The sequence below is a fragment of the Halorubrum sp. F4 genome (assembly GCF_027257195.1).
Lineage (GTDB): Archaea > Halobacteriota > Halobacteria > Halobacteriales > Haloferacaceae > Halorubrum.
The window spans coordinates 841650-863247 of sequence record NZ_JAPDFS010000001.1; the positions used below are offsets into that span (position 1 = coordinate 841650).

Sequence of the window (21598 nt, forward strand, 5' to 3'; positions counted from 1 at the left end):
CTCCCTGTCACGGGAACGGGATAGTCGTTTCGTCGTCGCGGGACGAGGGCTGCCGGAGGCCGGTCGAGAGAGCCCGGATCACCCCGAGATCGTCCGCCGGACCCAGCCCGTCGCTCCCGACGGCATTCGATCGGACTCCTCGCCGGACTGTCGAGTTCCCTCGCCGTCGACCGTCCTGACGACGATCTCGTGGTCGCCGTCGGGAACGAAGACGTGTCGCCACTGCCGCCAGACGTCCGCGTCAGGCAGCGGGTCGGACAGCGCCGCGTCCGTCCACGTCACGCCGCCGTCGATGGAGACCTCGACGCGCTCGATCCCTCGAATTCCGGCGTAAGCGTGTCCCGCGAGCTCCACCCGGCCGTCGTCGAGCTCAGTGATACCCTCGTCCCAGAGCTTGGCGACGGCGTTGACCGAGCCGGTTCCCTGCCAGCCGCGTTCCTCCCAGTAGCCGTCCTCGGCGGTCTCCAGTAGCTCGATCTCCGTCAGCCACTTGACGTTCGTCTCGCCCCAGTGGCCCGGGATCAGAACGCGTACCGGATGGCCGTGTTGGGGCGGGAGCGTCCGGCCGTTCATCCCCCACGCGAGGAAGCCGTCGGCGAGCACGTCGACCGGGAACTGGACGTAGTAGCCGTCTTCCCCGCGGAGCATCGCGCAGTCACAGTCGCCCTCCGGATCGACCGATTCCAGCAGGGGGCGGATCGGCGTGCCGGTCCAGACCGCGGTGTCGAGTTTCCGTCCGTTCAGCGACTCGCCCACGCAGCGGAGCGAGACGGCGCGCTGTTCGGTCGGCCGGTCGGTCAGGTCGCCGTAGTCGACGGTCACGTCCGCGCCGGTTTCGCCGGTGAACGTCAGCGACCACTCCCCGGCTGCGACCTCCGGATCGAACTCCGCGATGTCGACGTTGTAGAACTCCTCGATCGGACTCACCAACCCGACGAGATCGTCGCTCTCGACGTCGAGCGCCGCGGACTCAAGCTCACGGAGCCGCGTCTCCGCACCCTCGGCGTTCGGCGCGACATGGAGCGGATCGTCGTCCCGACGACCGCCCGCGAGGACGGCCGCGCCCGATGCGCCGGCCACGCCGAGAGCCGCCGCGATCGTTCGCCTTCGGGCCGGATCTATCGCCCCGGGATCGGTCCCGAGCGTCCCGGCCGCGGTGACGACACCCGTCACGAGGGCAGGCCCGGCGGCCGGCAGCGGCTCGGCGGTCAGCCCGACCGCGAGGAGCCAGGCGATACCGCCGGCCAGGAGACCGGCCGTAACCGGACTGTCGGTCGAATCTCCGACCCGGAGACCGACCAGCGCGACGAGTCCGAACAGGCCGACCGCGACCGCGACCGCCGCACTGAGGTGGAGCAAATGGCCCGCCTCACCGACGGTCTCGATGGTGACGGCGATGACCGTCCCGGGGGTCGCGTCGACTATCACCCGGTCGATCGGCGACACGACGAACGACGGGGCGGCTCCGGCGACGGCGAACGAAGCGGCCACGGCGAGCACGCCGGCGACGAGCGACACCGCAGCGTCTCGAGGGGTCGGAAGCGACGACATCGTCACTGTGGCGCGAGCGTCACCCGAACGACGTCCTCGACGGCCGGGTAGTCGTATCCGTCGTCGACGTCAGCCAGTCGCCGGACGACGCCGCCCTCGTCGTCACCTTGAGTCGGGTCGTCCTGGGCCGGAGCCTGGTCGGGACCGAACCCGGGCTCGGCGTTGGGCTCGGTGCCGGCGTCGAACAGTGCGATCCCGTCCGTCACGTCGCCCTCGGCGGGGTCGCCGCCTTCGGGCCACAGCTCGATCCCGTCAGCGGGCGAGAGGTAGACGTCGTTCGAGGGAACGAACATCGACGCGAACGAGAGCCGACAACCGGGTTCGGTCTCGACCTCGAACTCGAACGCGCCGCCGGGTGCGATGGGGGGCGCACCGGGAGCCTCGCCGGTCGGGTCGTTGGGGTCCGCGACCGTGTCCTCCGGCGTGTACGTGCCGGCGTGAGAGACCGCCATCGCGCCATCCAACTCGTCGACGAGTCCCGGTTCGCCGTCGAAGCCGTCCGGCGGACCGGCCTCCGCCAGCGCCTCCAACCCGATCGAGGCCGCCTCGCCCGGCTCATGGATCGGGTTCGCGTCCTCGTGGACCGCGTACGCGCCGGGGGAGATCCAGACCGCGCCGCCCGTCGACGCGTCCGAGGGGTAGACGTCGGTCGCGGAGACGTTCTCGATCCGGACGGCGATCGTCGTCGTCTCGCCCATCATTCCGTCGCCCTCCTCGTCCATGCCGTCGCCCTCCTCGTTCATACCGCCCTCCTCGTTCGTGCCGTTCGCTTCGTCCATGCTGTCGCCGTCGTCCATGCCCTCGCCGTCGTTCATGCCGTCTTCCTCGTCCATGCCGCTGCCGCCCTCGTCGCCGGTACAGCCGGCGAGTGCGAGCAGCGCGACGGTTCCGGTTCCCTGGAGGACGCGTCGTCGAGTCTCGTGATCGGACATACACACGGAGGTCGGAGGGGCCACGTAAGGCGATTTTTCAAGGTTCGGACGAACTCGGTCCGGGATCGGTTCGGGATCGGTTCGAAGTGCGTTCAAATTTCGGCCGAAGTTCGATCACGGCTCGATCGCGGCTCGAGGACAACACGTCACGCCGGACGGCCCGGCAGCCAGGACTCTCAGGCTCCCGAGACGAGATAGACCGAGGCGACGGCGAAGGCGATCCCGAGTGCCTTCCGCGCCGAGAACGACTCGCCGAGGAGGACGACCCCGATCAGCGAGGAGAACACGAGGAACATGGCGAATATCGGCGTCACGACGCTGACCGGGCCGAGCGAGAGCGCCCGATACAGCGCGAGGATGCCGATACCGAGGAAGACGCCGGCGCCGAGCACGTGGAGCAGCTTGGGAGAGGCGAGATGCGACGAGAACCCCTGTCCGGTGTACCAGACGATTCCGGCCGCCATCGAGACCAACAGGACGTTCGAGACGATGACGGCGACGTCGCTGGGGATCGCGTCGGGCCCGGTGGTCGCGACCCGCATGAGCGGCGAGACGAACGTGTACGCACCCATCGCGAGGAGCGCATAGGGGAGGTAGGTTGCGTCCATACGCTCCTCGTGGAAGGCGATCGGCAAGTCCCTGCCGACTCGTGGCGGGGCACCGTCCCGTGATCCACCGTTCCGTGATCCACCGTCACCGGTCCCGGCAGTCACCCGTCCCGGACGCCCCGACTCGTCCCGGATCCGCCACTCGCTCCGGTCGGGCTCGTACGCGTGCCCGACGAGCAGGACGACGACGTTGGCGACGAGGAGGGCGAGGACCGCCGCACCGAACGCGGGGATCCGGTCGCGGAGAACCGCGAGCCCGACGTAGACGACGGGAAACGCGACCGCCGTCCAGAACGCGAGACGCACCGCGGCCGCCGAGACGCCGGCGGATCCGGAGCGAGCGAGCGTCCGAACGCGTGCGGATTCCGTATCCCGACTCATTCCGTGTTGGGATCACGGGGGAAGACGGCAAATACGAAACGAAGGCACACACGGCGTTTTTCGTTACCTCTCCCGGACCGGGAGGGCGGTCTCCGATCGAATCCCGAGAACGGTCCCTGATCGCTTCCCGCGAGTTATCGGTTCAGTACGTTTTTGCACCGAGCGGCCGAACGGTCGGGTATGGAGACCACGTTCGATCACGTGATGATCCGCGTCGAGGACTTAGAGGAGAGTCTCGACTGGTATCAAACGCACCTGAACTACGAGGAGAAGGGTCGTTGGGAGGCCGACACGTTCACGAACGTGTTCCTCGGTCCCGAGGACGTCCACGAGGCCGGTGCGCTCTTAGAGCTCACCTACAACCACGACGACCGCACCTACGAGATGGGCGACGCGTGGGGACACATCGCGGTGCGCGTGCCCGAGGACGAACTCCAGGAGTCGTACGACGGGCTGATGGAGGGGGGCGTCGAGGACTACCGCGACCCCGAGTCCTGCGGGAACCGCTACGCGTTCGTGAAGGACCCGGACGGCCACGAGGTCGAGATCGTCAAGCGCGACCACGGCGCGAAGTGGAGCCTCGACCACACGATGATCCGCGTCGAGGACGCCGACGAGGCGTTGGGTTACTGGACGCGAAAGTTCGAATACGTCGAGCCTCGGGGACGCTGGGAGGCCGACACGTTCGCGAACTACTTCGTCGGGCCCGAGGACGCCCCGAAAGAGGCGATGACGCTCGAACTCACCTACAACTACGACGGCCGGAGCTACACGATGGGCGACGCGTGGGGCCACCTCGCGATCGAGGTCGACGACCTCGACGACGCCTGGGAACGGTTGATGGTTCGCGAGTCCGCCGACTATCGGGATCCCGAGTCGTGTGACAACCGCTACGCGTTCACGAAGGACCAGGACGGCCACGAGGTCGAACTGGTCACTGAAGACTGACGAACCGGTCACCGCGGACCGACGAACCGAGAGCGATCCGAACCGGCGGATCGGCCGCTCCTCCGTCGACGCTCGCTTCTGGACGCGCTGACGTCTCGATGTGCCGACGTCTACGTCTCGACCGGCCGGAACGCGACGATCCGCCCGCCGTCAGTCTCGCGCTCCCCCACGCCGACCTCGACCGTGGTGCCGACTTCGACCGCCTCGTCGTCCGCGTCACTCCCCGCCCTCTCCTCGTCGCCGCCGGACTCGGGGTCGACGCCGCGGACGATCCCGGTCAACCGGACCGGTCCGAACCGGGCGACCGCGGTGACGTACGGGGCGTCGTCGGCGAACCGCGGGGACGGGACGTGGACGACGGTGAACGTCTCGATCTCCCCCCGATCCGGGAGCGCCTCCTCCGAGAGCGACGACGACCCGCACTCCGGACACACCCGCCGCGGCGGCAGCGAGCCGTGTCCGTCCGGACAGACGAGCGCGTAGCCCGCACCCTCCGCGAGCGCGTCGATCCACTCGTCGTAGCCGGCGTTCACGGTCGACGCGCCCCCGTCGGTCGCGATCTCGTCGGTCATTCCGCCACCTCCAGGACGTGGACGACGGCGCTCGCGACCGTTCCACCCGCGTTGTGCGCGACGCCCACGTCGGCGTCGGCGACGTGATCACTGTTCGGGTGATCGCCGCGCAACAGCCGCGTCACCTCGGCGATCTGCGAGCCGCCGGTCGCGCCGACCGGGTGCCCCTTCGCCTTGAGGCCGCCCGAGAGGTTCACCGGGAGGTCGCCGTCGGCGGTCGTGAGTCCGTCGCGGGCGGCGGCGATCCCGTCGCCCGGCTCGGCGAACCCGAGCGACTCGATCGCGAGCACCTCCGCGATCGTGAAGCAGTCGTGGACCTCCGCGAGATCGACGTCGGCCGGGCCGATCCCGGCGTCGTCGTAGGCGGCGGCCGCGGCGTCGTCGGCCGCGGGCGTCGACGCGAGGTCCGCTCGGTCAGCGAGGGCCATCCGGTCGGTTCCTTGTCCCGTACCGGTCACGGCGACGGGCGCGTCGAGGTCGTTGTCCGCGGCGTACTCCTCGGAGACGAACACGAGCGCGCTCGCGCCGTCGGTGATCGGACAGGCGTCGTAGAGGTGCAGCGGCTCCGCGACCGGCGGGGCGGCGAGCGCCTCCTCGACGGAGACCGCCTTTCGGAACTGTGCGTACTCGTTCGGGAGGGCGTTCTCGTGGTTCTTCGACGCGACGTGCGCGAGCTCCTCCCGCCCCCCGCCGTGGGCCTCGAAGTAGGCGTTCGCCATCAGCGCGTACGCGCCGGGGAACGTGACCCCCGCCCGCACCTCGAAGAGGTCGTCCGCGGCGATCGCCAACCCCTCGGTCGCTCCCTCGGTATCGAGGTTCGTCATGCGCTCCATCCCCCCGGCGAGGACGACGTCGGCGTCGCCCGCCGCCACCGTGCGGACCGCCTCGCGGACCGCGACGCCCGCGGACGCACACGCGGACTCGTAGCGGGTGGCCGGACACCGGACCCCGGCCGCCTCCGCCATCAGCGGCGCCTGGTGGCCCTGGTGCTCCGCGAGCGCGCCCATGAAGTTGCCGTAGTTCAGCTCCTCGACGGCGTCCCGGTCGACGCCGGCGTCCGTGAACGCGCGTTCCGAAGCCTCCGCGAACAGGTCCCGGCCCGTCCGCTCGGGATGGCTCCCGAACCGCGTGAGTCCGACGCCGGCGACGCGTACCCCAGTCATACACGATCGATGGTCCCGGACCGTGTTTAGCTCTGCCGGAACGGGGGATCGGATCCGGAACGGAAACGCGACGAGAACGGAACGGGACGGGGACGGAGGAACGGAACGAAACGGGACGGAGTCGACGACTACCCGATGTAACGTAAGTCGTCGTCGGGGACGGCCGGACCGTCCTGCATCTCGCGGATCTTGCCGACGACCTCCTCCATCTCCTCGGCGCGGTCCTCGAGGGAGTCGTAGCCGAGCTCGAAGTCGAGGAGGTCCTCGAGAACCTCGAGGACCGCGCGCGCGCTCTTCGGATCGACGAGGTAACCGCTGGTCTCGCCCATCAGACACGCCGCCTCCAGTCCGCGGCGACCGCCGAGCCCGAGCACGAGCCCCGAGACGCCGACGATCCCGCCGGCCGGCTCGTCCGGCCGGAACTCGACGTTCGCCTCACGGAGGTCGTCCGCGAGCGCGGCCTCGGAGACCGCGCCGAGCACCGTGTACTCCTCGACGAGTTCGCCCGTGGGCACGCCGCCCAGCGCGAACGCGCGCTCCGCGCCGAACGACTCGGCGACGTCGAGGAACGTCGAGGTGAGCGTGTAGTGGCCCGCGTTCGATCCCGCCTGGTGGTCGCCGGTCAACACGAGCAGGTCGGAACCGTCGGTCTCGACGGCGTGAAACTCCGCGCAAGTGAGCTCCGCGACGCCGTCCTCGCCGTCGACGCTCACCTGTGGCGGGAACTCCGTCGCGTACACCCGCCGAACGAGCTCGCCGTCGAACTCCTCGAGGAGGTGTTCGGCCGCGAGCTTTCCCACGTGGCCGACGCCGGGAAGCCCCTCGATCAGCACCGGCTCGTCGAGCTCCGGCGTCGCCACCTCGTCGATCTCGATGTCGTCCATGTCGTGTCCGTCCGGGCGGCGGTCACAAGAGGGTGGCTATTCCGCGGGCAGCGATCAGAGACGCCGGGGCGGTGCCGTCGGAAGCGCTCAGTCGGGACGTGCGTCGGGAGCGTTCAGGGCCGATCCCGCCGCGCACGCCGGCGGTACTCGCCGTACCGGTCCGTCGGGTCGAACGGAGCCGGCGCGCTGTTCTCGGCCGGCGCGTCACAGACCGGACAGCGGTCGCCGAGCGTGTACACCGGACGGTCGTGAACGTTCTCCGGATCCGAACAGACGTGAATATCGGAGCGCACGGGCGGTGAAGATGAAACGTAGGGCGGTCGTGATTACTCGTCGTCCTCGCGTCGTTCGCGGTGGAACGACCCGACGCCGCCGGCGGACTCGATCGCCTCGCGGGCGCGTTTCGCGGCGGCCTCGAGCTGGTCCTCCGCAGTCTTATAGTCGGGCGCGCGCACCTTGATCCGGTACTCGGGCGAGCCGACGTAGCCCACGTCGAGCTCGACGCCGTCCGGGATCTCGCCGTTCCCCTCGGCGGCCTCCAGGGCGCTCTTGACGTCGTCGACGCCGTCGGACGCGGTCGACTCGAGGTCGACGTAGCCGGTGACGTCGACGTACGGGACCGAGACGTTCTCCCGGGCCGCGTCGACGATCGACTCCGCCGACTCGTCGTCGATCTCCACGTCCTCGAGCGCCTCGAGTCCGCGGATCGCCGACGCCTCGAAGGCGTCGTACAGCGAGTCGTACTCGCGGAGGAGGGCGTTGGCGACCGAGGTGTAGCGGTCGTCGCCGACGTCCTCGCCGAGCGCGATGAGCATCCAGTTGTCCGCCTTGCGCTCGTTCTTCCAGTCCTGGATCGTCTCCTTCCGCTGGTGTTCGTTGACGTCCTTGATCGAGAGGTCGATCTGGTTGGAGGACGTATCGACCTCGAGTACCTTCGCGACGACCGTCTGTCCCTCGCGGACGTGGTCGCGGACGTTCTTGATCCAGCCGGAGGCGACCTCGCTGATGTGACACAGGCCCCGCTTCTCCTCGTACTGGTCGAGATCGACGAAGACGCCGAAGTCGGCGATCTCGTCGATCTCGCCGACGACGAGCTCACCGGGTTCGGGCCAGCCGCTGTACTTCATGATGGGGGGTGAGGCGGTTACCGCGCCTCAACGGTTTCCACGACGTCGCCGTACAGCTCGGCCTCCCCGCCGGTCGGGGTCGCGAGCGTGGTGCCGCAGACGGCACACGACACGACCGAGGAGGCCTTGCCGAAGACGACCTGTTCGTTCTCACAGTCCGCACAGACCACGCGGTGGAAGCTTCCCGCCATGGTTACTCCTGGAACGTGAGTCGGCCCGCGCGCCATCCCTCGCGCATGTGGGCCTTCCCGCAGTCGCTGCAGCGGTACTTCAGGTGGGTCTTCTTGGTGGGCTTGTCGCCACCGGGCACCTTCGAGTATCCGCCGGCGTTGCCGATCGTCGCGAGCGCGCGGCGTCGCTGACGCGCGTCGCGTTTCATGCCGGTCGCACGGCCCGATCGGACCTTCTCTACCTCGTGCTCCTGATGGGAGTCACAGTGAGGGCAGTACGTATTGAAGCGGCGTGGCATTTCCATGGATATCTACCTTGGAAGCCGGTTCGACGCCGACGCTTAAAACGGGTTTGGTCTGGCGTGGACGGCGGACGCGGCGTCCGTCGGGGGCGAATCGCGCCCTCGGACCGCGGCCTACAGCGTGTAGTCGTGCTCGCCCGTCTCCGACTCCAGGAAAGCCGTCAGCAGGTCGATCGTCGCCGCGACGTCCCGCACGTCCGCGGTCTCGGTCACCGTGTGGAGGTACCGCGTGGGGATCGAGATCGCTCCGACCGGCTTCGCGCCGCCCGGCGTTTGGAAGCCGGCGGTGTCGGTGCCGCCCGCCGGCAACACCTCGTGTTGGTGGTCGATGTCGTTCGACTCGGCGACGCCGGTCAGACGCCGATGGACCTTCGGGCTCGTGATCACCGAGGAGTCCTTAAGCTTGATCGCCGCGCCCTCGCCGAGGCTCGTCACCGCGTCGGCCGCCTCGCCGATCTGCGGGACGTCGTTGGCGACGGTGACGTCGAGCGCGACCGCGAGGTCCGGGTCGATATCGACGCCGAGCGCGTGCGCGCCACGGAGCCCGACCTCCTCCTGGACCGTCGCGGCGAAGTGGACCGTGACGTCGGGGTCGTCGATCCGCCGAGCGGCCTCGAGCATCGCGAAGAGGCAGACGCGGTCGTCGAGCGCCTTCCCGGTCACGCAGTCGCCCATCCGGGTCGTCGTCTGTTCGAGCGTGACGAGGTCGCCGACGCTCACCAGCTCGTCGACCGCCTCGGCGTCTCGGCCGAGGTCGATGAAGACGTCCGAGACCTCCTCGTCGGCCTCCTTCTGCTCGTCGGTGAGCGTGTGCGGCGGGACGGAGCCGATGACGCCCGTGAGGTCCTCCTCGCCGTGGACGGTCACGCGCTGGGCGCGGAGTACGCGCGGATCGAATCCGCCGAGGGCGTCCACTCGAACGAACCCCTCGTCGTCGACGTGGCGGACCATGAACCCGATCTCGTCCATGTGGGCCGCCACCGCGACGGCGTAGTCGGCGTCGCCCGCTATCGTCCCGACCACGTTCCCCATCGCGTCGGTGCGAACGCGGTCGACTGTGTCGGCGAACTCCCGACGAACGATCTCCCGAACGCGGTCCTCGTATCCCGGAACCCCCCGAGCCTCCGTCAACTCGTACAGCAGGTCGTCGTCGACCGGATCGTCGGCGTTCAGCGGATCGTCATCGTCGAACGGGTCGTCGTCGGACGTGGCGGTCATGCGCGGATCCAACGCCGCCACACGCAAAGTACCGTGGGGTCCGACTTCGAGAACGGTAAACTGATTCATCGTGGTTCCACAACGCTTTTGCGGTCCCTCCGGAGAGGTGGGGGCATGACCGACGTCAAAGCGGAACTCCGCGAACAGTTCATGGACGCCTTCGGCGGCGCGGACTTTCCCGTCAAGAACCAGATGGACCTCGTCCCGGCGCTGCCGAACGGCCCGGCGACGAAGTTCGAGGCGGGTGACGTGAGCTTCACCGCGATGGAGCTCGCCGCCAAGCTCGGAAGCGACCAGGACTTCCCCTACGACAGCGCCGAGGAACTCGTCGACGACGTCCTCGAGGCGCTCGAATCGAAGGACCTGATCTGAACGGTTACCCACCGGCGAGGATCCGAGAGGGGACGCCGGCGAGGGGTTGATGGTCACGCAGCCGTTAGACCGCCCGTGACCGTGGCCGCCATCGATATCGTCCCGGCCGCTACCGACGTCGTCCCGCCGTGGGTCCTCGCGGGGGTCGCACTCGGCGTCGCCGCGAGCGTCGTCGTCGCCGTCGTCTTCTACCTCGGCCAGCGGCTGTTCCCGGAGAAAGCGTCCTCCGTCGAGGGGACGCCGAGCGGCGACGCGCGCCGCCGCGGCGAGATCCGCGCGTACCTCACGGCGATCGGCGAGCGCTTCCTCGAGGACCACGCGGTCGGCGGCGTCGTCGTTCCCTTCTACCTCCCGGCACGCGGGGTCGCCGTCACCTTCGACGCGCACGATTACTTCCGGCTCGAGGGCGAGAGCGTCCACGCCGTGTTGTGCGAACACGAGATGCCCGGACGCGGGCTCGGTCGACGCCTCCCGTTCGACGTGACCGAACCCGACTGGGGCGGCGGTCCCGATCGACGGCGGGGAAACGACCGCGTCGCGGACGCCTTCACGGAGCTCGGGCTCGCGCCCGACGCCGACGCCGACGAGGTGAAGCGGGCCTACCGCGAACGGGTGAAGGAGACGCACCCGGACCGCGGCGGCGACGAGGCGGCGTTTCGCCGCGTCCAGGAGGCGTACGCGACCGCCAGCGACCACGCCGACGAGAACACGGCCGTATCCGACCGGGCAGGCCGAGGTGGCCGATCCGGGCGGGACGGCCGCCGGAGCGGACACGGGTTCGGGCGCTGACACGACCACTCCGTCGGTATCCACCCGTTCTTTCGGACCCGCCGATCCCTTCCGAACGAACGTTTATGTCGATAGATACGTCATCACATGTCACATGCGCGCAGCCAGACTCCACGAGTACACGGACGACATGACCGAGGGGCTCACGATCGACGAGGTCGACCGTCCGGAGGCGACGGGCGCGAGCGACGTGATCGTCGAGGTCGAGGGGGCGGGGTGGTGTCAGACAGACAACCACATAATCGAGGGGATGTGGGAGGAGTACGTCCCCCAGGATCTCCCGATGACGCTCGGCCACGAGAACGCCGGGACGGTCGTCGAGACGGGCGAGGACGTCGGGATCGTCTCCGAGGGCGACCCGGTCATCTGTCATCCGGTTCAGACCTGTGGCACCTGTCGACCCTGTCGGCTCGGCGAGACGATGTACTGCGAGAACGACGCGTTCAACGGACTCACCACCGACGGCGGCTTCGCCGACTACCTCCACACGAGCGAGCGCTCGGTGATCCCGCTGCCGACCGGCGTCGAGCCGGTCGACATCGCCCCGCACGCGGACGCTGGGATCACGGCGTATCACGCAGCAAAGAAGGCGGTAAGCGAGTTGAACCCCGGCGACCACGCGGTCGTCATCGGGGTCGGCGGGCTGGGCCACATCGGTCTCCAGTGTCTCGATGCGATGAGCGCGGCCCGGATCACCGCGGTCGACCTCAAGGAGTCCGCGCTCGACCTCGCGGAGGGGTACGGCGCCGACCACGTGGTCAACCCGGGCGAGGCGGACGTGCGCGAGGAGCTCGACGGGATCACCGACGGGACGGGCGCGACACAGGTCCTCGACTTCGTCGGCGAGGACGTGACCACGGCGTACGCCCCGGACATCACCGCCGCCGGTGGCGACCACCACGTCATCGGCTACGGCGGCCACGTCCACGAACCGGCCCAGGCACTCGTGAACGGCGAGTTCTCGTTCGTCGGTAACATCGTCGGCCGCTACGCTGAGCTCCAGGAACTCGTCGCGCTCGTGGAGCAGGGCGACGTCGACCTCCACACGAGCCGGTACGATCTCGGCGAGGTCAACGCGGTCGCCGAGAAGCTCGAACACGGGGAGATCGACGGCCGAGCCGTCATCACGCCCTGAGCGGGAACGGGAGACTCAAGTCGGCGTTTCACCCTCGAGAAGAGCTATACGGTGCGTCGTTCACATTCGAGCATGGACACGATCCCCGCCCGTTGGTCCGACCTCTCGGCGTCCGGACGCTGGTCGATTCTTGCGGGCGGCTACACGTTCGCCTGTGCCACGTTCACGGCGGTCCTGCTCTCCGACATGCTCGGGCTCTTCGCCGAAGTGATCGGCCTCCCGGCGGCTCTCTCGATGGCCATCCTCGCGAGTCCCGCGCTCGTCGCGGGCGCGGGATTCTGGTGGCTGCTCGTCGAACGATCGGGGACCTACGCGTACCATCGTGGAGCCGCGTTCGGGCTGCTCACCGCGCTCGCCACCGGAACCGTGTGGACGGGTCGTTTCGTGGTCGTCTGGGGCGTCGAGATGCTCACGGCGGGCCCCGTCCCGCTGTTGGTCGGGTTCACGCTCGGCGTGACCGCCGTCGCGGGGGCACTCGTCGGTCTCCCGATCACGTACGCCCGCCGCCGGAACGAGGCACGCCCCGACGCCGCCGCGACCGCTAACTCCTTGTGACTGCGGACCACACCGGTGGCGCATGGACGAGACCGGCGACGACGCCGTCGATCCCCTCGCCGACGAGGACGTCTACCGGGTGCTCGGGCCGAACGGGATCCCCCTCCCGGACGCGACCGTTCCGGACCTGTCGGACGAGACGTTTCTGGCGATCTACCGCGACATGGTCACGACCCGGCGGTTCGACGAGCGCGCGGTCAGCCTCCAGCGGCAGGGACGAATGGGGACGTACGCGCCGTGCGCGGGCCAGGAGGGGTCGGCGGTCGGCTCCACCCACGCGCTCCGCGACCGCGACCTGGTAAGCTACCAGTACCGCGAGCACGGGGCGATCGTCGTCCGCGACCTCCTCGCCGAGTACCTCCCCTACTGGATGGGCCACGAGGCCGGGACGGCGGCGATCGCCGAGGGGAACGTCTTCCCGCTGAACATCGGGATCGCGGCGCACCTCCCGCACGCGGTCGGGGCGTCGTGGGCGTTCGACTACCGCGACGAGGACCGCGTGGTCGCCTGCCACTTCGGCGACGGCGCGACGAGCGAGGGGGACTTCCACGAGGCGATGAACTTCGCCGGCGTCTTCGACACGCCGACCCTGTTCTGTTGTCACAACAACGGCTGGGCGATCTCGGTCCCGCGCGAGCGCCAGACCGCGAGCGCGACGTTCGCCGCGAAGGCGAGCGCCTACGGCTTCGAGGGCGTCCGCGTCGACGGGATGGATCCCCTCGCGAGCTACGCCGTCACCCGGGCGGCGGCAGAGCGCGCGCGGAACGCGGACGGGGAGGGGGACGGAGGGGAGACACCCTCCGACGGCCCGCCGGCCCGTCCGACGCTCGTCGAGTTCGTCGAGTACCGGTACGGAGCACACACCACCGCCGACGACCCCACCGCCTACCGCGCCGACGACGCGGTCGATCCCTGGCGGGCGATCGACCCGATCGACCGCATGGAGACGTTCCTCCGGGAGACCGGACGGATCGACGACGAGGGCGTCGCGGCGGCCCGCGACCGCGCCGACGACGTCGTCGCCGACGCGATCGATGCGGCGGAGGCGGTCGAGCCCGATCCGGCCGCGATGTTCGATCACGCCTACGCCGACCCCCCGCCCGAGCTCCGTCGCCAGCGCGACGAACTGCTCGCGGCGGTCGAGGAACACGGCGAGGAGGCGTTCGACCTCGGGGAGTAGCTTCCGGGAACCCCGCCACCGACCCGGTCGTCACCCGGTATCGATTCGCCCGCCTCCCGCGGGGTTTTTGCCCGCCGGTCTCCCGGTAGCGGATATGCGCATCGAGAACAGCTTCATTCCGGTCGAGGGGGTCGGCGAGACCACGGAGCGCCGGCTCTGGGAGCGGGGCGTCCACACGTGGGACGAGTTCGATCCCGCCGTCGACGTCGCGGGCGTCGGCTCGACCACCGCCGACCGGATCGAGTCGTTCATCGCGGAGGCACGGACCCGCCTCGACGACGGCGACGCGGCGTACTTCGACCGACGGTTCCCGAGCGGGGAGCGCTGGCGCCTCTACGAGGACTTCCGTGAGGGTACCTGCTTCTTCGACATCGAGACCACCGGCCTCGACGAGCACCGCGACCGGGTCACGACCGTCAGCTTCCATCAGGACGGCGAGACGACGACGCTCGTGGCCGGCGACGACCTCACCGCCGCCCGGCTCCGCAAGCGGTTCCGCGAGGCCGACCTCCTGGCGACGTTCAACGGGGCGCGCTTCGACGTGCCGTTCCTCGAGACCTCCTTCGGGATCGAGGTCGACACGCCGCACCTGGACCTGATGTACCCCTGTAAGCGGATCGGGCTCTCGGGCGGGCTGAAGCCGATCGAAAAGCAGCTCGGCATCGACCGCGACCGCCCGGACATCTCCGGCCGCGACGCGGTCCGGCTGTGGCACCAGTACGAGCGCGGCGACGAGGACGCCCTGGACACCCTCGTCTCGTACAATCGGGAGGACACGGAGAACCTTCGGACGCTCGCCGACACGGTCTGTGAGTCGCTTCACCGCGACGTGTTCTCGCCGGCCGTCGGCGAGTAAGTCAGGCCGTCTCGTTCGGGAGGTTCTCGGCGGTGCTCTCGTCGTCCGTCCCGGTCTCCGCGTTCTCGTCGTCCGGCTCGGTTCGCTCTCCGTCCGTCCCGTCCGACTCCGCGTCCGTGATCGTCGCGTGGAGCGGGCCCACGCCCTGCTCGGGGCTGTCGGCGTCGTCGTCGGACGCCCCGTCGACGGGTTCCGAACCGTCGCCCCCGGTTTCGTCAGGGTCCTCGCCGTCGGTGTCGTCTCCATCGTTACTCGCGTCGTCCCCGTCGCTACTCGCGTCGTCCCCGCCCGAGTCGTCAGTATCGGCGGCGTCCGAATCGTCGTCGGTGTCGATGCCCGTGGCGCCGTCGGCGTCGGCACTGTCGTCGGTTTCGTCGTCCGCCGTGGTCGCTCCGTGGTCTTCGTCGTCCGCCGTGGTCGCTTCATGGTTCGCGACCGACTGGACCAACTTCATCTCGCCGCGGGCACGCAGCGAGCCGTCGATCTCCGCGCCGTCGTGGATCACGAGGTCGCCGGCGGAGACGTCGCCGCGGACGTGCGCGCCCGCCTCGATCGTGACCGTACCGCCCCGGGTGGTCACGTCGCCGTGGATCGTGGTGTCGGCACCGACCGCGACGTCCTCGCGGGCGCGCAGCGAGCCGAACACCTCGTTGCGCTCGCCGACCGTGACCGACTCCGCGCGGAGGTTGCCGTGGAGTCGGCAGTCGTCGCCGACGACGGCGGGCGTCGAGACGCGCCAGGCGTCGTCGGAGACCTCGGCTCCGCGGGGGACGAGAAGCGGGTCTCGAACGTCGTCGCCGTCCGCGAGCGCCTCCGCGAGCTCGTCGGCCGCGTCGGTCTCGCCGACCCGAAACAGCTGGGAGAGCACGATGAAGTAGAAGACGAGCGCGGGGACGGGGTTCCGGATGACGATCCAGCCGTTGGCCTCGAACCCCTCCTCGATGTCCACGTCGTCGCCGATGTCGAGGTCGCCGGAGACCATGAGTCGGCCGGTGACGGTCACGCGCTCGCCGAGGTAGGCGTCCTCGCCCACGAGGACGTTGCCGTCGACGGAACACCAGGTGTCGAGCCGGCAGTCGCCGTCCGCCTCGATGTCGTCGCCGACGTCGACGCGCTCGCCGACCGCGACGTTGCGGCCGCGGATCCCGAACTCGACGGTCGACTGGCCGCCCACGAGCACGTCGCCGTCGACGACCACGTCGTGCTCCTCGACGGTGGTCCCCGACGGAACCGAGAGCTCGTCTATCGGACCGTTCCCCCTCAGTGACACACCCGTGGGAAGTCCCCCGGGAGACATAAACGATAGGGGGGCGTCGGACGCTCGTCGGACGGACCTCGGTCCCTCCCGGACGGAGATCCGCTCGAACTCGAACCGATGCGTGTGGATCGCTCCCGATGCGGCCCACGGTCACCGACCTTTTCAACGCCGGTCCCGAATCCGGCGCCATGGGATTCGGATCGTACGACGAGAGCGAACAGGGGAGCCAGGACGTCGACACGGACGAAGACGGGGCGGTGAACGTCCACGAGCACGACCACGACGGCGACGTCTCCGTGGAGGGCGACGCCGACACCGACGAACTGGTCGATCGGCTCGGCGCGATGAAGAACGACGACGAGTGACGAGGACGGCGACGCGGAGTACGGGGACGACGAGTGACGAGGACGGCGGCGAGGTGCGGGTCACGTCCCTTTTATCGGTCGACGGGCTACACCGACCATGAGCACGGAGCTGACGTTCAACGAGGACGGCGTCGACGTCGTCTACGAGGGGACCGAGTTCGAACTCGAGAAGACGCTGATAGAGGAGGCCACGGGGAAGGGGTACCGCGACGTGACCGACCACGAGGTCCTCCAGATCGTCGCCGAGGAGCCGGACATCGACGGCGAGCCGGTCCGGATCGGCGACGTGTTGTAGCCGTCCAAAGCGCAACGCCGATACCGCGGGCCCCCGAATCGCCGGGCATGTACGAGGCGGTCCACGCGTATCCCGACGGCGACGCCACCGTCGCGAGACAGGCCATGACCGCGGCGCGATACGGCTACGACGGGATCGTCGTCCGGACGCGGGCCGCACTGGAGTCGGGCGATGGGGATGAAACTGGAGACGAAAACGCCCCGATGACCGATCCCGCCGCGATCGCCGACGAGTACGGGGTCGACGTCGTCGATGCGGTCGAGATCGACGCCGACGGACCGACCGCCGCGTCGGGGGCCGTCGGAAACCGTCGCGCCGACCACGCCGTCGTCTGCGTCGTCGGGGGCGACGATCGCCTGAACCGGTACGCGGTCGAGGAGCCGCGCGTCGACGTGCTCGCGAGACCGAACGCCGGCGGCGGCGGGTTCAACCACGTCCTCGCGAAGGCCGCCCGCGACAACGAGGTCCACGTCGAGTTCGACCTCGGGCCGGTCCTCCGGGAGACGGGGGGAGACCGCGTCCGGGCGCTCGCCGACCTCCGGAAGCTCCGCGAGATCGTGACCTACTACGACGCCCCACACGTCGTCAGCACGAACGCCGGCTCCCACCTCGAACTGCGCGCGCCTCGCGAGCTCGTCGCCGTCGCCGCGGAGGCGGGGTTCGACCCCGAATGGATCCGCGAGGGCCTTCGCGCGTGGGGATCGATCGCGGCGCGGAACCGCGAGCGGCTCTCCGGGGACTTCATAGAGCCGGGGGTCCGACGTGGACGGTATGAAACGGAGCGTTGAGGATCACGCGGCCCGCTTCTCGGAGAAGGCCGCGGAGTACGACGACTCGAAGAGCGACGAGTACCACGCCTGTGCGGACCTCGTCGTCGACTACGCCGACCCCGGCCCCGACGACGTGGTGGCCGACCTCGGCGCGGGGACGGGGGCGATCGCGCTCGCGCTCGCGCCGAACGCGAAGTACGTCCTCGCCCGGGACATCAGCGAGGGGATGATGGAGGAGGCCCGCCGCAAGGCCTCGGAGGCCCGGATCACGAACGTCGAGTTCGCCTACGGCGAGTTCCGCGATCCCAACCTGAACGGCTCGGACCGGCCATCGGTCGACGTCGTCACCTCGAACTTCGCGCTCCACCACCTCGCCGACGACGAGAAACGCGAGGCGATCCGGGTCATGGCCGACACGGGCGCGCGGCGGGTCGTCCTCGGCGACGTGATGTTCTTCGAGGAGCCGGACCCCGACGAGCCGTTCTACAGCCCCGAGGTCGACGACCCGGCGACCGTCGGGACCCTCGCCGAGGCGTTCACGTCGGTCGGCTTCGCGGTCGTCGCGGTCGAGCGCGTCCACGACCAGGTCGGCGTGATCGTCGCCGAGCGCATCGGGTCGGGCGACGAGGTGCCCGGTGCCGAGTGATCGCGAGGATCTCGCGGACGACGGGGGTAAGCCGTGAAACACCTCCCGAAGCACCTTCGACCGCGCTGGCGATACCTCGCCGTGGGGATCGAGACGTGGCCGGACGTCGACCTCGGCCGCCGCGCGTTCCAGCGCGCGCTCTGGTACAGCGCCGGCAACCTCCTCGGCGACGCGGGCAGCGCCGACGCCGGTCTGAAACTGCTCTCCTTCTCGTGTTCGGGCGGTTCGGGCGAGGCGGTGGTCCGGGTTCGTCGCGGCCACGTGGAGGAGGCGCGGGCGGCGATCGCCTGCGTGGGCGCGATCGAGGGCGACCCCGTCGGGATCCGCATCCGAGGGATCTCCGGGACGGTGCGTGCCTGTGAGGAAAGATATATGCGTCGCGCGGCCGGCAGTTCGACACAGCGAGACGTCGCGTTCGGGGACGCCGAGCGGCCCGCGGTCGTGCGCGAGGATGCGTACGACGTGCGGGCCGGGTCGGAGTACGTCGGCGCGGCGGCGTTCGACATCGAGTGATATCATGCAGGGCCAATCCCAACAACAGGCGTACGACCGAGGAATCACCATCTTCTCTCCCGACGGCAGACTCTACCAGGTCGAGTACGCGCGGGAGGCGGTCAAACGCGGCACGGCGAGCGTCGGCATCCGCGCCGAGGACGGGGTCGTCCTCGCGGCCGACAAGCGCGCCCGCTCGCCGCTCATGGAACCGGCGAGCATCGAGAAGCTCCACAAGGCCGACGACCACGTCGGCGTCGCCAGCGCGGGGCACGTCGCCGACGCCCGCCAGCTCATCGACTTCGCGCGCCGACAGGCGCAGGTGAACCGGCTGCGCTACGGCGAGGCGATGGGGATCGAGACGCTGACGAAGACGATCACCGACCACATCCAGCAGTACACCCAGATCGGCGGCGCACGCCCCTTCGGCGTCGCGCTCATCGTCGGCGGGATCGAGGGCGGCGAGCCTCGCCTCTTCGAGACCGATCCCTCCGGGACGCCCTACGAGTGGCAGGCGCTCTCCATCGGATCCGACCGGAGCGACCTCCGCGAGTACCTCGAGGCAGAGTACGAGGAGGGGATCTCCACCGACGAGGCGGTCGGGCTCGCGCTCGACACCCTCGCACGGACCAACGACGACGGGCTTACGCCCGAGGGCGTCGGCGTCGCCACGATCACCGTCGACGACGAGCAGTACGCCGAGGTGCCCGCCGAGGAGCTCGAGGCGATCCTCGCCGATCGCGACCTGCTCGCGACGGACGAGGAGGACGACGAATCGACGGACGCGGACGAGGAGTAACGTCGGGCCGACGCGGACGGCGAGTGGTGCCGGGTGGACCCGGCCGAAACGACCATTCTTCGGGGTGCGAAAGGGGACGCATGAGCGACGACGAGGCCGCACGAGACCGTGGTGGATCGAGGCTTCCGACCGGATACGAACTGCGGGAGACGACGCCGTCGGTCGACGATTTCCTCCGCCTCCGCCGGGAAGCGGGCATGAGCGACCGCTCGCGCGAGGCGATCGAGCGGGGGCTCCCGAACACGACCTACGGCGTTCACGTCGTCGAGACTGAGAGCGGAGCGGCGGTCGGGATGGCGCGGATCGTCGGTGACGGCGGGTCGGTCTTCCACGTCTCGGACATGGCCGTCGCGGAGCCCCACCAGGGACGGGGGATCGGGACGGCGATGATGGACGCGCTCGTCGCCTGGCTCCGTGGGAACGCGCCGGACGGGACGTACGTCGATCTCCTCGCGGACGTCGACGGCTTCTACGAGCGCTGGGGGTTCGAGCCGACTGCACCCGCGTCGAGGGCGATGGAGGTCCGTACCGAGGAGCTCTGATCGGCGTCCGAAGCGGGGAACGGTGACGAGGACCCGAACCGGGAACCCGTGAGTCCGTTCGCGCTCGGGTCGGGAGAGTTATGCCGGCGGGGGCCGACCGACGACGCGTGCAGAAGACGGTACTCATCACCGGGTGTTCCTCGGGCATCGGTCGTGCGACGGCACACGCGTTCAACGACGAAGGGTGGACCGTGTATGCCACCGCGCGGAACCCCGCGGACGTCGAGACGCTCGGCGAGGCGGGCTGCGAGCTGGCGACGCTCGACGTCACCGACGAGGACGACGTCGACCGCGTCGTCGACCGGATCCTCGACGAGGAGGGCGCGATCGACGCCCTGATCAACAACGCCGGCTACGGTCAGTTCGGGCCGATCGAGGACGTCACGACCGACACGGTCCACGAGCAGTTCGACGTCAACGTGTACGGCCCCCATCGCCTGGTTCGGGCCGTGTTGCCGGCGATGCGCCGCGAGCGCGACGGGACGATCGTCAACGTCTCCTCGGTCGCGGGACGGGTGTCGTTCCCGGGCGGCGGCGTCTACGCCGGATCGAAGTTCGCGCTCGAGGCGATGTCGGACGCCCTCCGCAACGAGGTCCGCGAGTTCGGCGTCGACGTCGTCGTGATCGAGCCCGGTCCGGTCCGGACGGGCTTCTCCGACCGCGTCGCGCGCGAGAGCGACCCCGCGGAGAACGGCGGGATCGAGCGATCCGGCGCGTACGACGACTTCTACGCGCTGTTCGAGGACACGAAGCTGATCGGCGGAGACGGGCCGGGCGCCGTCGAGCCCGAGCTCGTCGCCGCGGAGATATTCGACGCCGCGAGCGCGACGAGACCCCCCGCCCGGGTCCAGCCCGGGACGCCGGCGCGCGTCGGCGTGCTCGCCCGGTTCCTCCCCGACGCGCTCCGTGACAAGGGGTTCGAGCTGCTCCGGAAGTTCACCTCGTAGGAGGGGATCGGTCGTCGAAATCGACCGCGAACCGGTTCTCCCCCTCGCGCCACGCCCAGCCGGGGAGCCGCGTCTGGAAGCCCGCGGCGAGCGCGGCGTCGAGGTCGTCCGCGCCCGCGGTTCCGGCACCCGCCTCGTCCAGGTCGGCGGTCGCGTCGCGGTCGACGTGGACGTCCGCGAAGTGGAACGTCGCCTGTGCGAGGAGCGAGAGCGGCTGGCCCCCGGCGATCGTCGCCGCGAGCTCCCGGCCGAGGACCTCGTCGACGACGAAGCCGGGGTAGTCGTCGGCGACGTCGAGGTCGCGAAGGACGGCCGCGTAGCCGGCCACGTTGACGCCGACCTCCCCGTCCGCGAAGACGGCGTCGACCTCGCGCCGGTAGGTCCCCTCGTCGACGCCGTCGACCTCGGTGCCGAACAGCTCTCCGAGCCGATCGCGGGTGTCGTTGAGGATCGGGACGACGACGGGAGCACGGTCGCGGATACGGGCGTGCTCGTCGCGGACGGTCTCCGGGGTGACGCGCATGGGCGGACCACGGCGGCAAGCGGTATCGGTTTTGCGAAGTCTTTTATAACGAAGGGGGTCTACTTCGAGGCAAGCGGGTTTTCGCTGGCTGTTCCCGCAACGGTACATACGGACAGTACTTCCACTATGCCTACCCCGTCACGGTCCGTGCATTCGGCGACGCGTCGTGTATCGATACCGGTTCGACCCGGTTCGATCCGACCCGGTTCGACCCGGTC

Annotated in this window: 28 protein-coding genes; 15 read left to right on the plus strand and 13 right to left on the minus strand. The window is 69.6% G+C overall.

Features of this window, described 5'->3' with window-relative positions; genetic code table 11:
- Positions 1-78 precede the first annotated feature (78 nt).
- From OKW78_RS04285 to OKW78_RS04295, 3 genes are all read right to left on the minus strand, one after another.
- Complete coding sequence (locus OKW78_RS04285; protein WP_281194060.1) at positions 79-1551, minus strand: molybdopterin-dependent oxidoreductase; 1473 nt, start codon at positions 1549-1551, stop codon at positions 79-81.
- Between the two features lie 2 nt (positions 1552-1553).
- Positions 1554-2483: a spondin domain-containing protein gene (locus OKW78_RS04290; RefSeq protein ID WP_281194061.1), complete on the minus strand. Its 930-nt coding sequence runs from the start codon at positions 2481-2483 to the stop codon at positions 1554-1556.
- Positions 2484-2659: 176 nt separating this feature from the next.
- The gene (locus tag OKW78_RS04295; RefSeq protein WP_281194149.1) at positions 2660-3091 is read right to left on the minus strand and encodes an EamA family transporter; all 432 of its coding nucleotides are present in this window, start codon (positions 3089-3091) and stop codon (positions 2660-2662) included.
- A gap of 561 nt (positions 3092-3652) precedes the next feature.
- On the opposite strand from OKW78_RS04295, the gene OKW78_RS04300 reads away from it, so the two are divergent.
- A complete protein-coding gene (locus OKW78_RS04300) occupies positions 3653-4420 on the plus strand; it encodes a VOC family protein (protein ID WP_281194062.1) in 768 nt (255 codons plus the stop codon).
- Between the two features lie 110 nt (positions 4421-4530).
- Here the strand turns inward: OKW78_RS04300 and OKW78_RS04305 are convergent, their stop codons facing one another.
- The 8 genes from OKW78_RS04305 to OKW78_RS04340 form a co-directional block, all read right to left on the minus strand.
- Complete coding sequence (locus OKW78_RS04305; RefSeq protein ID WP_281194063.1) at positions 4531-4992, minus strand: Zn-ribbon domain-containing OB-fold protein; 462 nt, start codon at positions 4990-4992, stop codon at positions 4531-4533.
- Positions 4989-6155, minus strand: a complete 1167-nt coding sequence (locus OKW78_RS04310; protein WP_281194064.1) for a beta-ketoacyl synthase N-terminal-like domain-containing protein — start codon at positions 6153-6155, stop codon at positions 4989-4991. Before OKW78_RS04310 ends, OKW78_RS04305 begins: the two co-directional genes overlap by 4 nt.
- Positions 6156-6283: 128 nt before the next feature.
- The gene (locus tag OKW78_RS04315; RefSeq protein WP_281194065.1) at positions 6284-7039 is read right to left on the minus strand and encodes a proteasome assembly chaperone family protein; all 756 of its coding nucleotides are present in this window, start codon (positions 7037-7039) and stop codon (positions 6284-6286) included.
- A 113-nt stretch (positions 7040-7152) separates the two neighbouring features.
- Entirely contained in the window at positions 7153-7332 is a 180-nt protein-coding gene (locus OKW78_RS04320) for an RNA-protein complex protein Nop10 (protein ID WP_281194066.1), read from the minus strand.
- A 33-nt stretch (positions 7333-7365) separates the two neighbouring features.
- Positions 7366-8166: a translation initiation factor IF-2 subunit alpha gene (locus OKW78_RS04325; RefSeq protein WP_281194067.1), complete on the minus strand. Its 801-nt coding sequence runs from the start codon at positions 8164-8166 to the stop codon at positions 7366-7368.
- A 17-nt stretch (positions 8167-8183) separates the two neighbouring features.
- Positions 8184-8357, minus strand: coding sequence for a 30S ribosomal protein S27e (locus OKW78_RS04330; RefSeq protein WP_122106123.1), 174 nt, complete (start codon positions 8355-8357; stop codon positions 8184-8186).
- Positions 8358-8359: 2 nt separating this feature from the next.
- Positions 8360-8641 carry a 50S ribosomal protein L44e gene (locus tag OKW78_RS04335; RefSeq protein ID WP_066414660.1) on the minus strand — a complete coding sequence of 94 codons (282 nt, stop codon included), beginning with the start codon at positions 8639-8641 and terminating at the stop codon, positions 8360-8362.
- Between the two features lie 111 nt (positions 8642-8752).
- Positions 8753-9856: a M42 family metallopeptidase gene (locus OKW78_RS04340; RefSeq protein ID WP_281194068.1), complete on the minus strand. Its 1104-nt coding sequence runs from the start codon at positions 9854-9856 to the stop codon at positions 8753-8755.
- 114 nt (positions 9857-9970) lie between these two features.
- Between OKW78_RS04340 and OKW78_RS04345 the strand changes: the two genes are divergently transcribed.
- The 6 genes from OKW78_RS04345 to OKW78_RS04370 all read left to right on the plus strand — a co-directional run bounded on the left by OKW78_RS04345 (position 9971) and on the right by OKW78_RS04370 (position 14743).
- The gene (locus tag OKW78_RS04345) at positions 9971-10228 is read left to right on the plus strand and encodes an MTH865 family protein (RefSeq protein ID WP_122106125.1); all 258 of its coding nucleotides are present in this window, start codon (positions 9971-9973) and stop codon (positions 10226-10228) included.
- Positions 10229-10303: 75 nt separating this feature from the next.
- Positions 10304-11017 (plus strand): J domain-containing protein, encoded by a 714-nt coding sequence (locus tag OKW78_RS04350; RefSeq protein WP_281194069.1) that lies wholly within the window; start codon positions 10304-10306, stop codon positions 11015-11017.
- Between the two features lie 94 nt (positions 11018-11111).
- Positions 11112-12152 (plus strand): NAD(P)-dependent alcohol dehydrogenase, encoded by a 1041-nt coding sequence (locus OKW78_RS04355; protein WP_281194070.1) that lies wholly within the window; start codon positions 11112-11114, stop codon positions 12150-12152.
- Positions 12153-12224: 72 nt separating this feature from the next.
- A complete protein-coding gene (locus OKW78_RS04360) occupies positions 12225-12707 on the plus strand; it encodes a hypothetical protein (RefSeq protein WP_281194071.1) in 483 nt (160 codons plus the stop codon).
- Positions 12708-12729: 22 nt separating this feature from the next.
- Positions 12730-13887, plus strand: a complete 1158-nt coding sequence (locus tag OKW78_RS04365; RefSeq protein WP_281194072.1) for a thiamine pyrophosphate-dependent enzyme — start codon at positions 12730-12732, stop codon at positions 13885-13887.
- A gap of 94 nt (positions 13888-13981) precedes the next feature.
- A complete protein-coding gene (locus OKW78_RS04370; RefSeq protein WP_281194073.1) occupies positions 13982-14743 on the plus strand; it encodes a ribonuclease H-like domain-containing protein in 762 nt (253 codons plus the stop codon).
- A 1-nt stretch (position 14744) separates the two neighbouring features.
- Here OKW78_RS04370 and OKW78_RS04375 read toward each other — a convergent pair whose 3' ends face one another.
- The gene (locus OKW78_RS04375) at positions 14745-16013 is read right to left on the minus strand and encodes a polymer-forming cytoskeletal protein (RefSeq protein WP_281194074.1); all 1269 of its coding nucleotides are present in this window, start codon (positions 16011-16013) and stop codon (positions 14745-14747) included.
- 176 nt (positions 16014-16189) lie between these two features.
- Here OKW78_RS04375 and OKW78_RS04380 point away from each other — a divergent pair, with 176 nt between their 5' ends.
- From OKW78_RS04380 to OKW78_RS04415, 8 genes are all read left to right on the plus strand, one after another.
- Positions 16190-16366, plus strand: coding sequence for a DUF5786 family protein (locus OKW78_RS04380; RefSeq protein WP_281194075.1), 177 nt, complete (start codon positions 16190-16192; stop codon positions 16364-16366).
- Positions 16367-16463: 97 nt separating this feature from the next.
- On the plus strand, positions 16464-16661 hold the full coding sequence (locus tag OKW78_RS04385; protein ID WP_281194076.1) for a DUF5800 family protein: 198 nt from the start codon (positions 16464-16466) through the stop codon (positions 16659-16661).
- 47 nt (positions 16662-16708) lie between these two features.
- On the plus strand, positions 16709-17449 hold the full coding sequence (locus OKW78_RS04390) for an RNase P subunit p30 family protein (RefSeq protein WP_281194077.1): 741 nt from the start codon (positions 16709-16711) through the stop codon (positions 17447-17449).
- Positions 17433-18077, plus strand: coding sequence for a class I SAM-dependent methyltransferase (locus tag OKW78_RS04395; protein ID WP_281194078.1), 645 nt, complete (start codon positions 17433-17435; stop codon positions 18075-18077). Before OKW78_RS04390 ends, OKW78_RS04395 begins: the two co-directional genes overlap by 17 nt.
- A 33-nt stretch (positions 18078-18110) precedes the next feature.
- Positions 18111-18590, plus strand: coding sequence for an Rpp14/Pop5 family protein (locus OKW78_RS04400; RefSeq protein ID WP_281194079.1), 480 nt, complete (start codon positions 18111-18113; stop codon positions 18588-18590).
- A 4-nt stretch (positions 18591-18594) separates the two neighbouring features.
- Positions 18595-19368, plus strand: a complete 774-nt coding sequence (gene psmA / locus OKW78_RS04405; RefSeq protein ID WP_281194080.1) for an archaeal proteasome endopeptidase complex subunit alpha — start codon at positions 18595-18597, stop codon at positions 19366-19368.
- Between the two features lie 80 nt (positions 19369-19448).
- Positions 19449-19910: a GNAT family N-acetyltransferase gene (locus OKW78_RS04410; protein ID WP_281194081.1), complete on the plus strand. Its 462-nt coding sequence runs from the start codon at positions 19449-19451 to the stop codon at positions 19908-19910.
- A gap of 80 nt (positions 19911-19990) precedes the next feature.
- Entirely contained in the window at positions 19991-20857 is an 867-nt protein-coding gene (locus OKW78_RS04415) for an SDR family oxidoreductase (protein WP_281194082.1), read from the plus strand.
- Here the strand turns inward: OKW78_RS04415 and OKW78_RS04420 are convergent.
- Positions 20847-21380 carry a hypothetical protein gene (locus OKW78_RS04420; RefSeq protein WP_281194083.1) on the minus strand — a complete coding sequence of 178 codons (534 nt, stop codon included), beginning with the start codon at positions 21378-21380 and terminating at the stop codon, positions 20847-20849. The two genes, OKW78_RS04415 and OKW78_RS04420, sit on opposite strands and share 11 nt — an antisense overlap.
- Between the last annotated feature and the right edge of the window lie 218 nt (positions 21381-21598).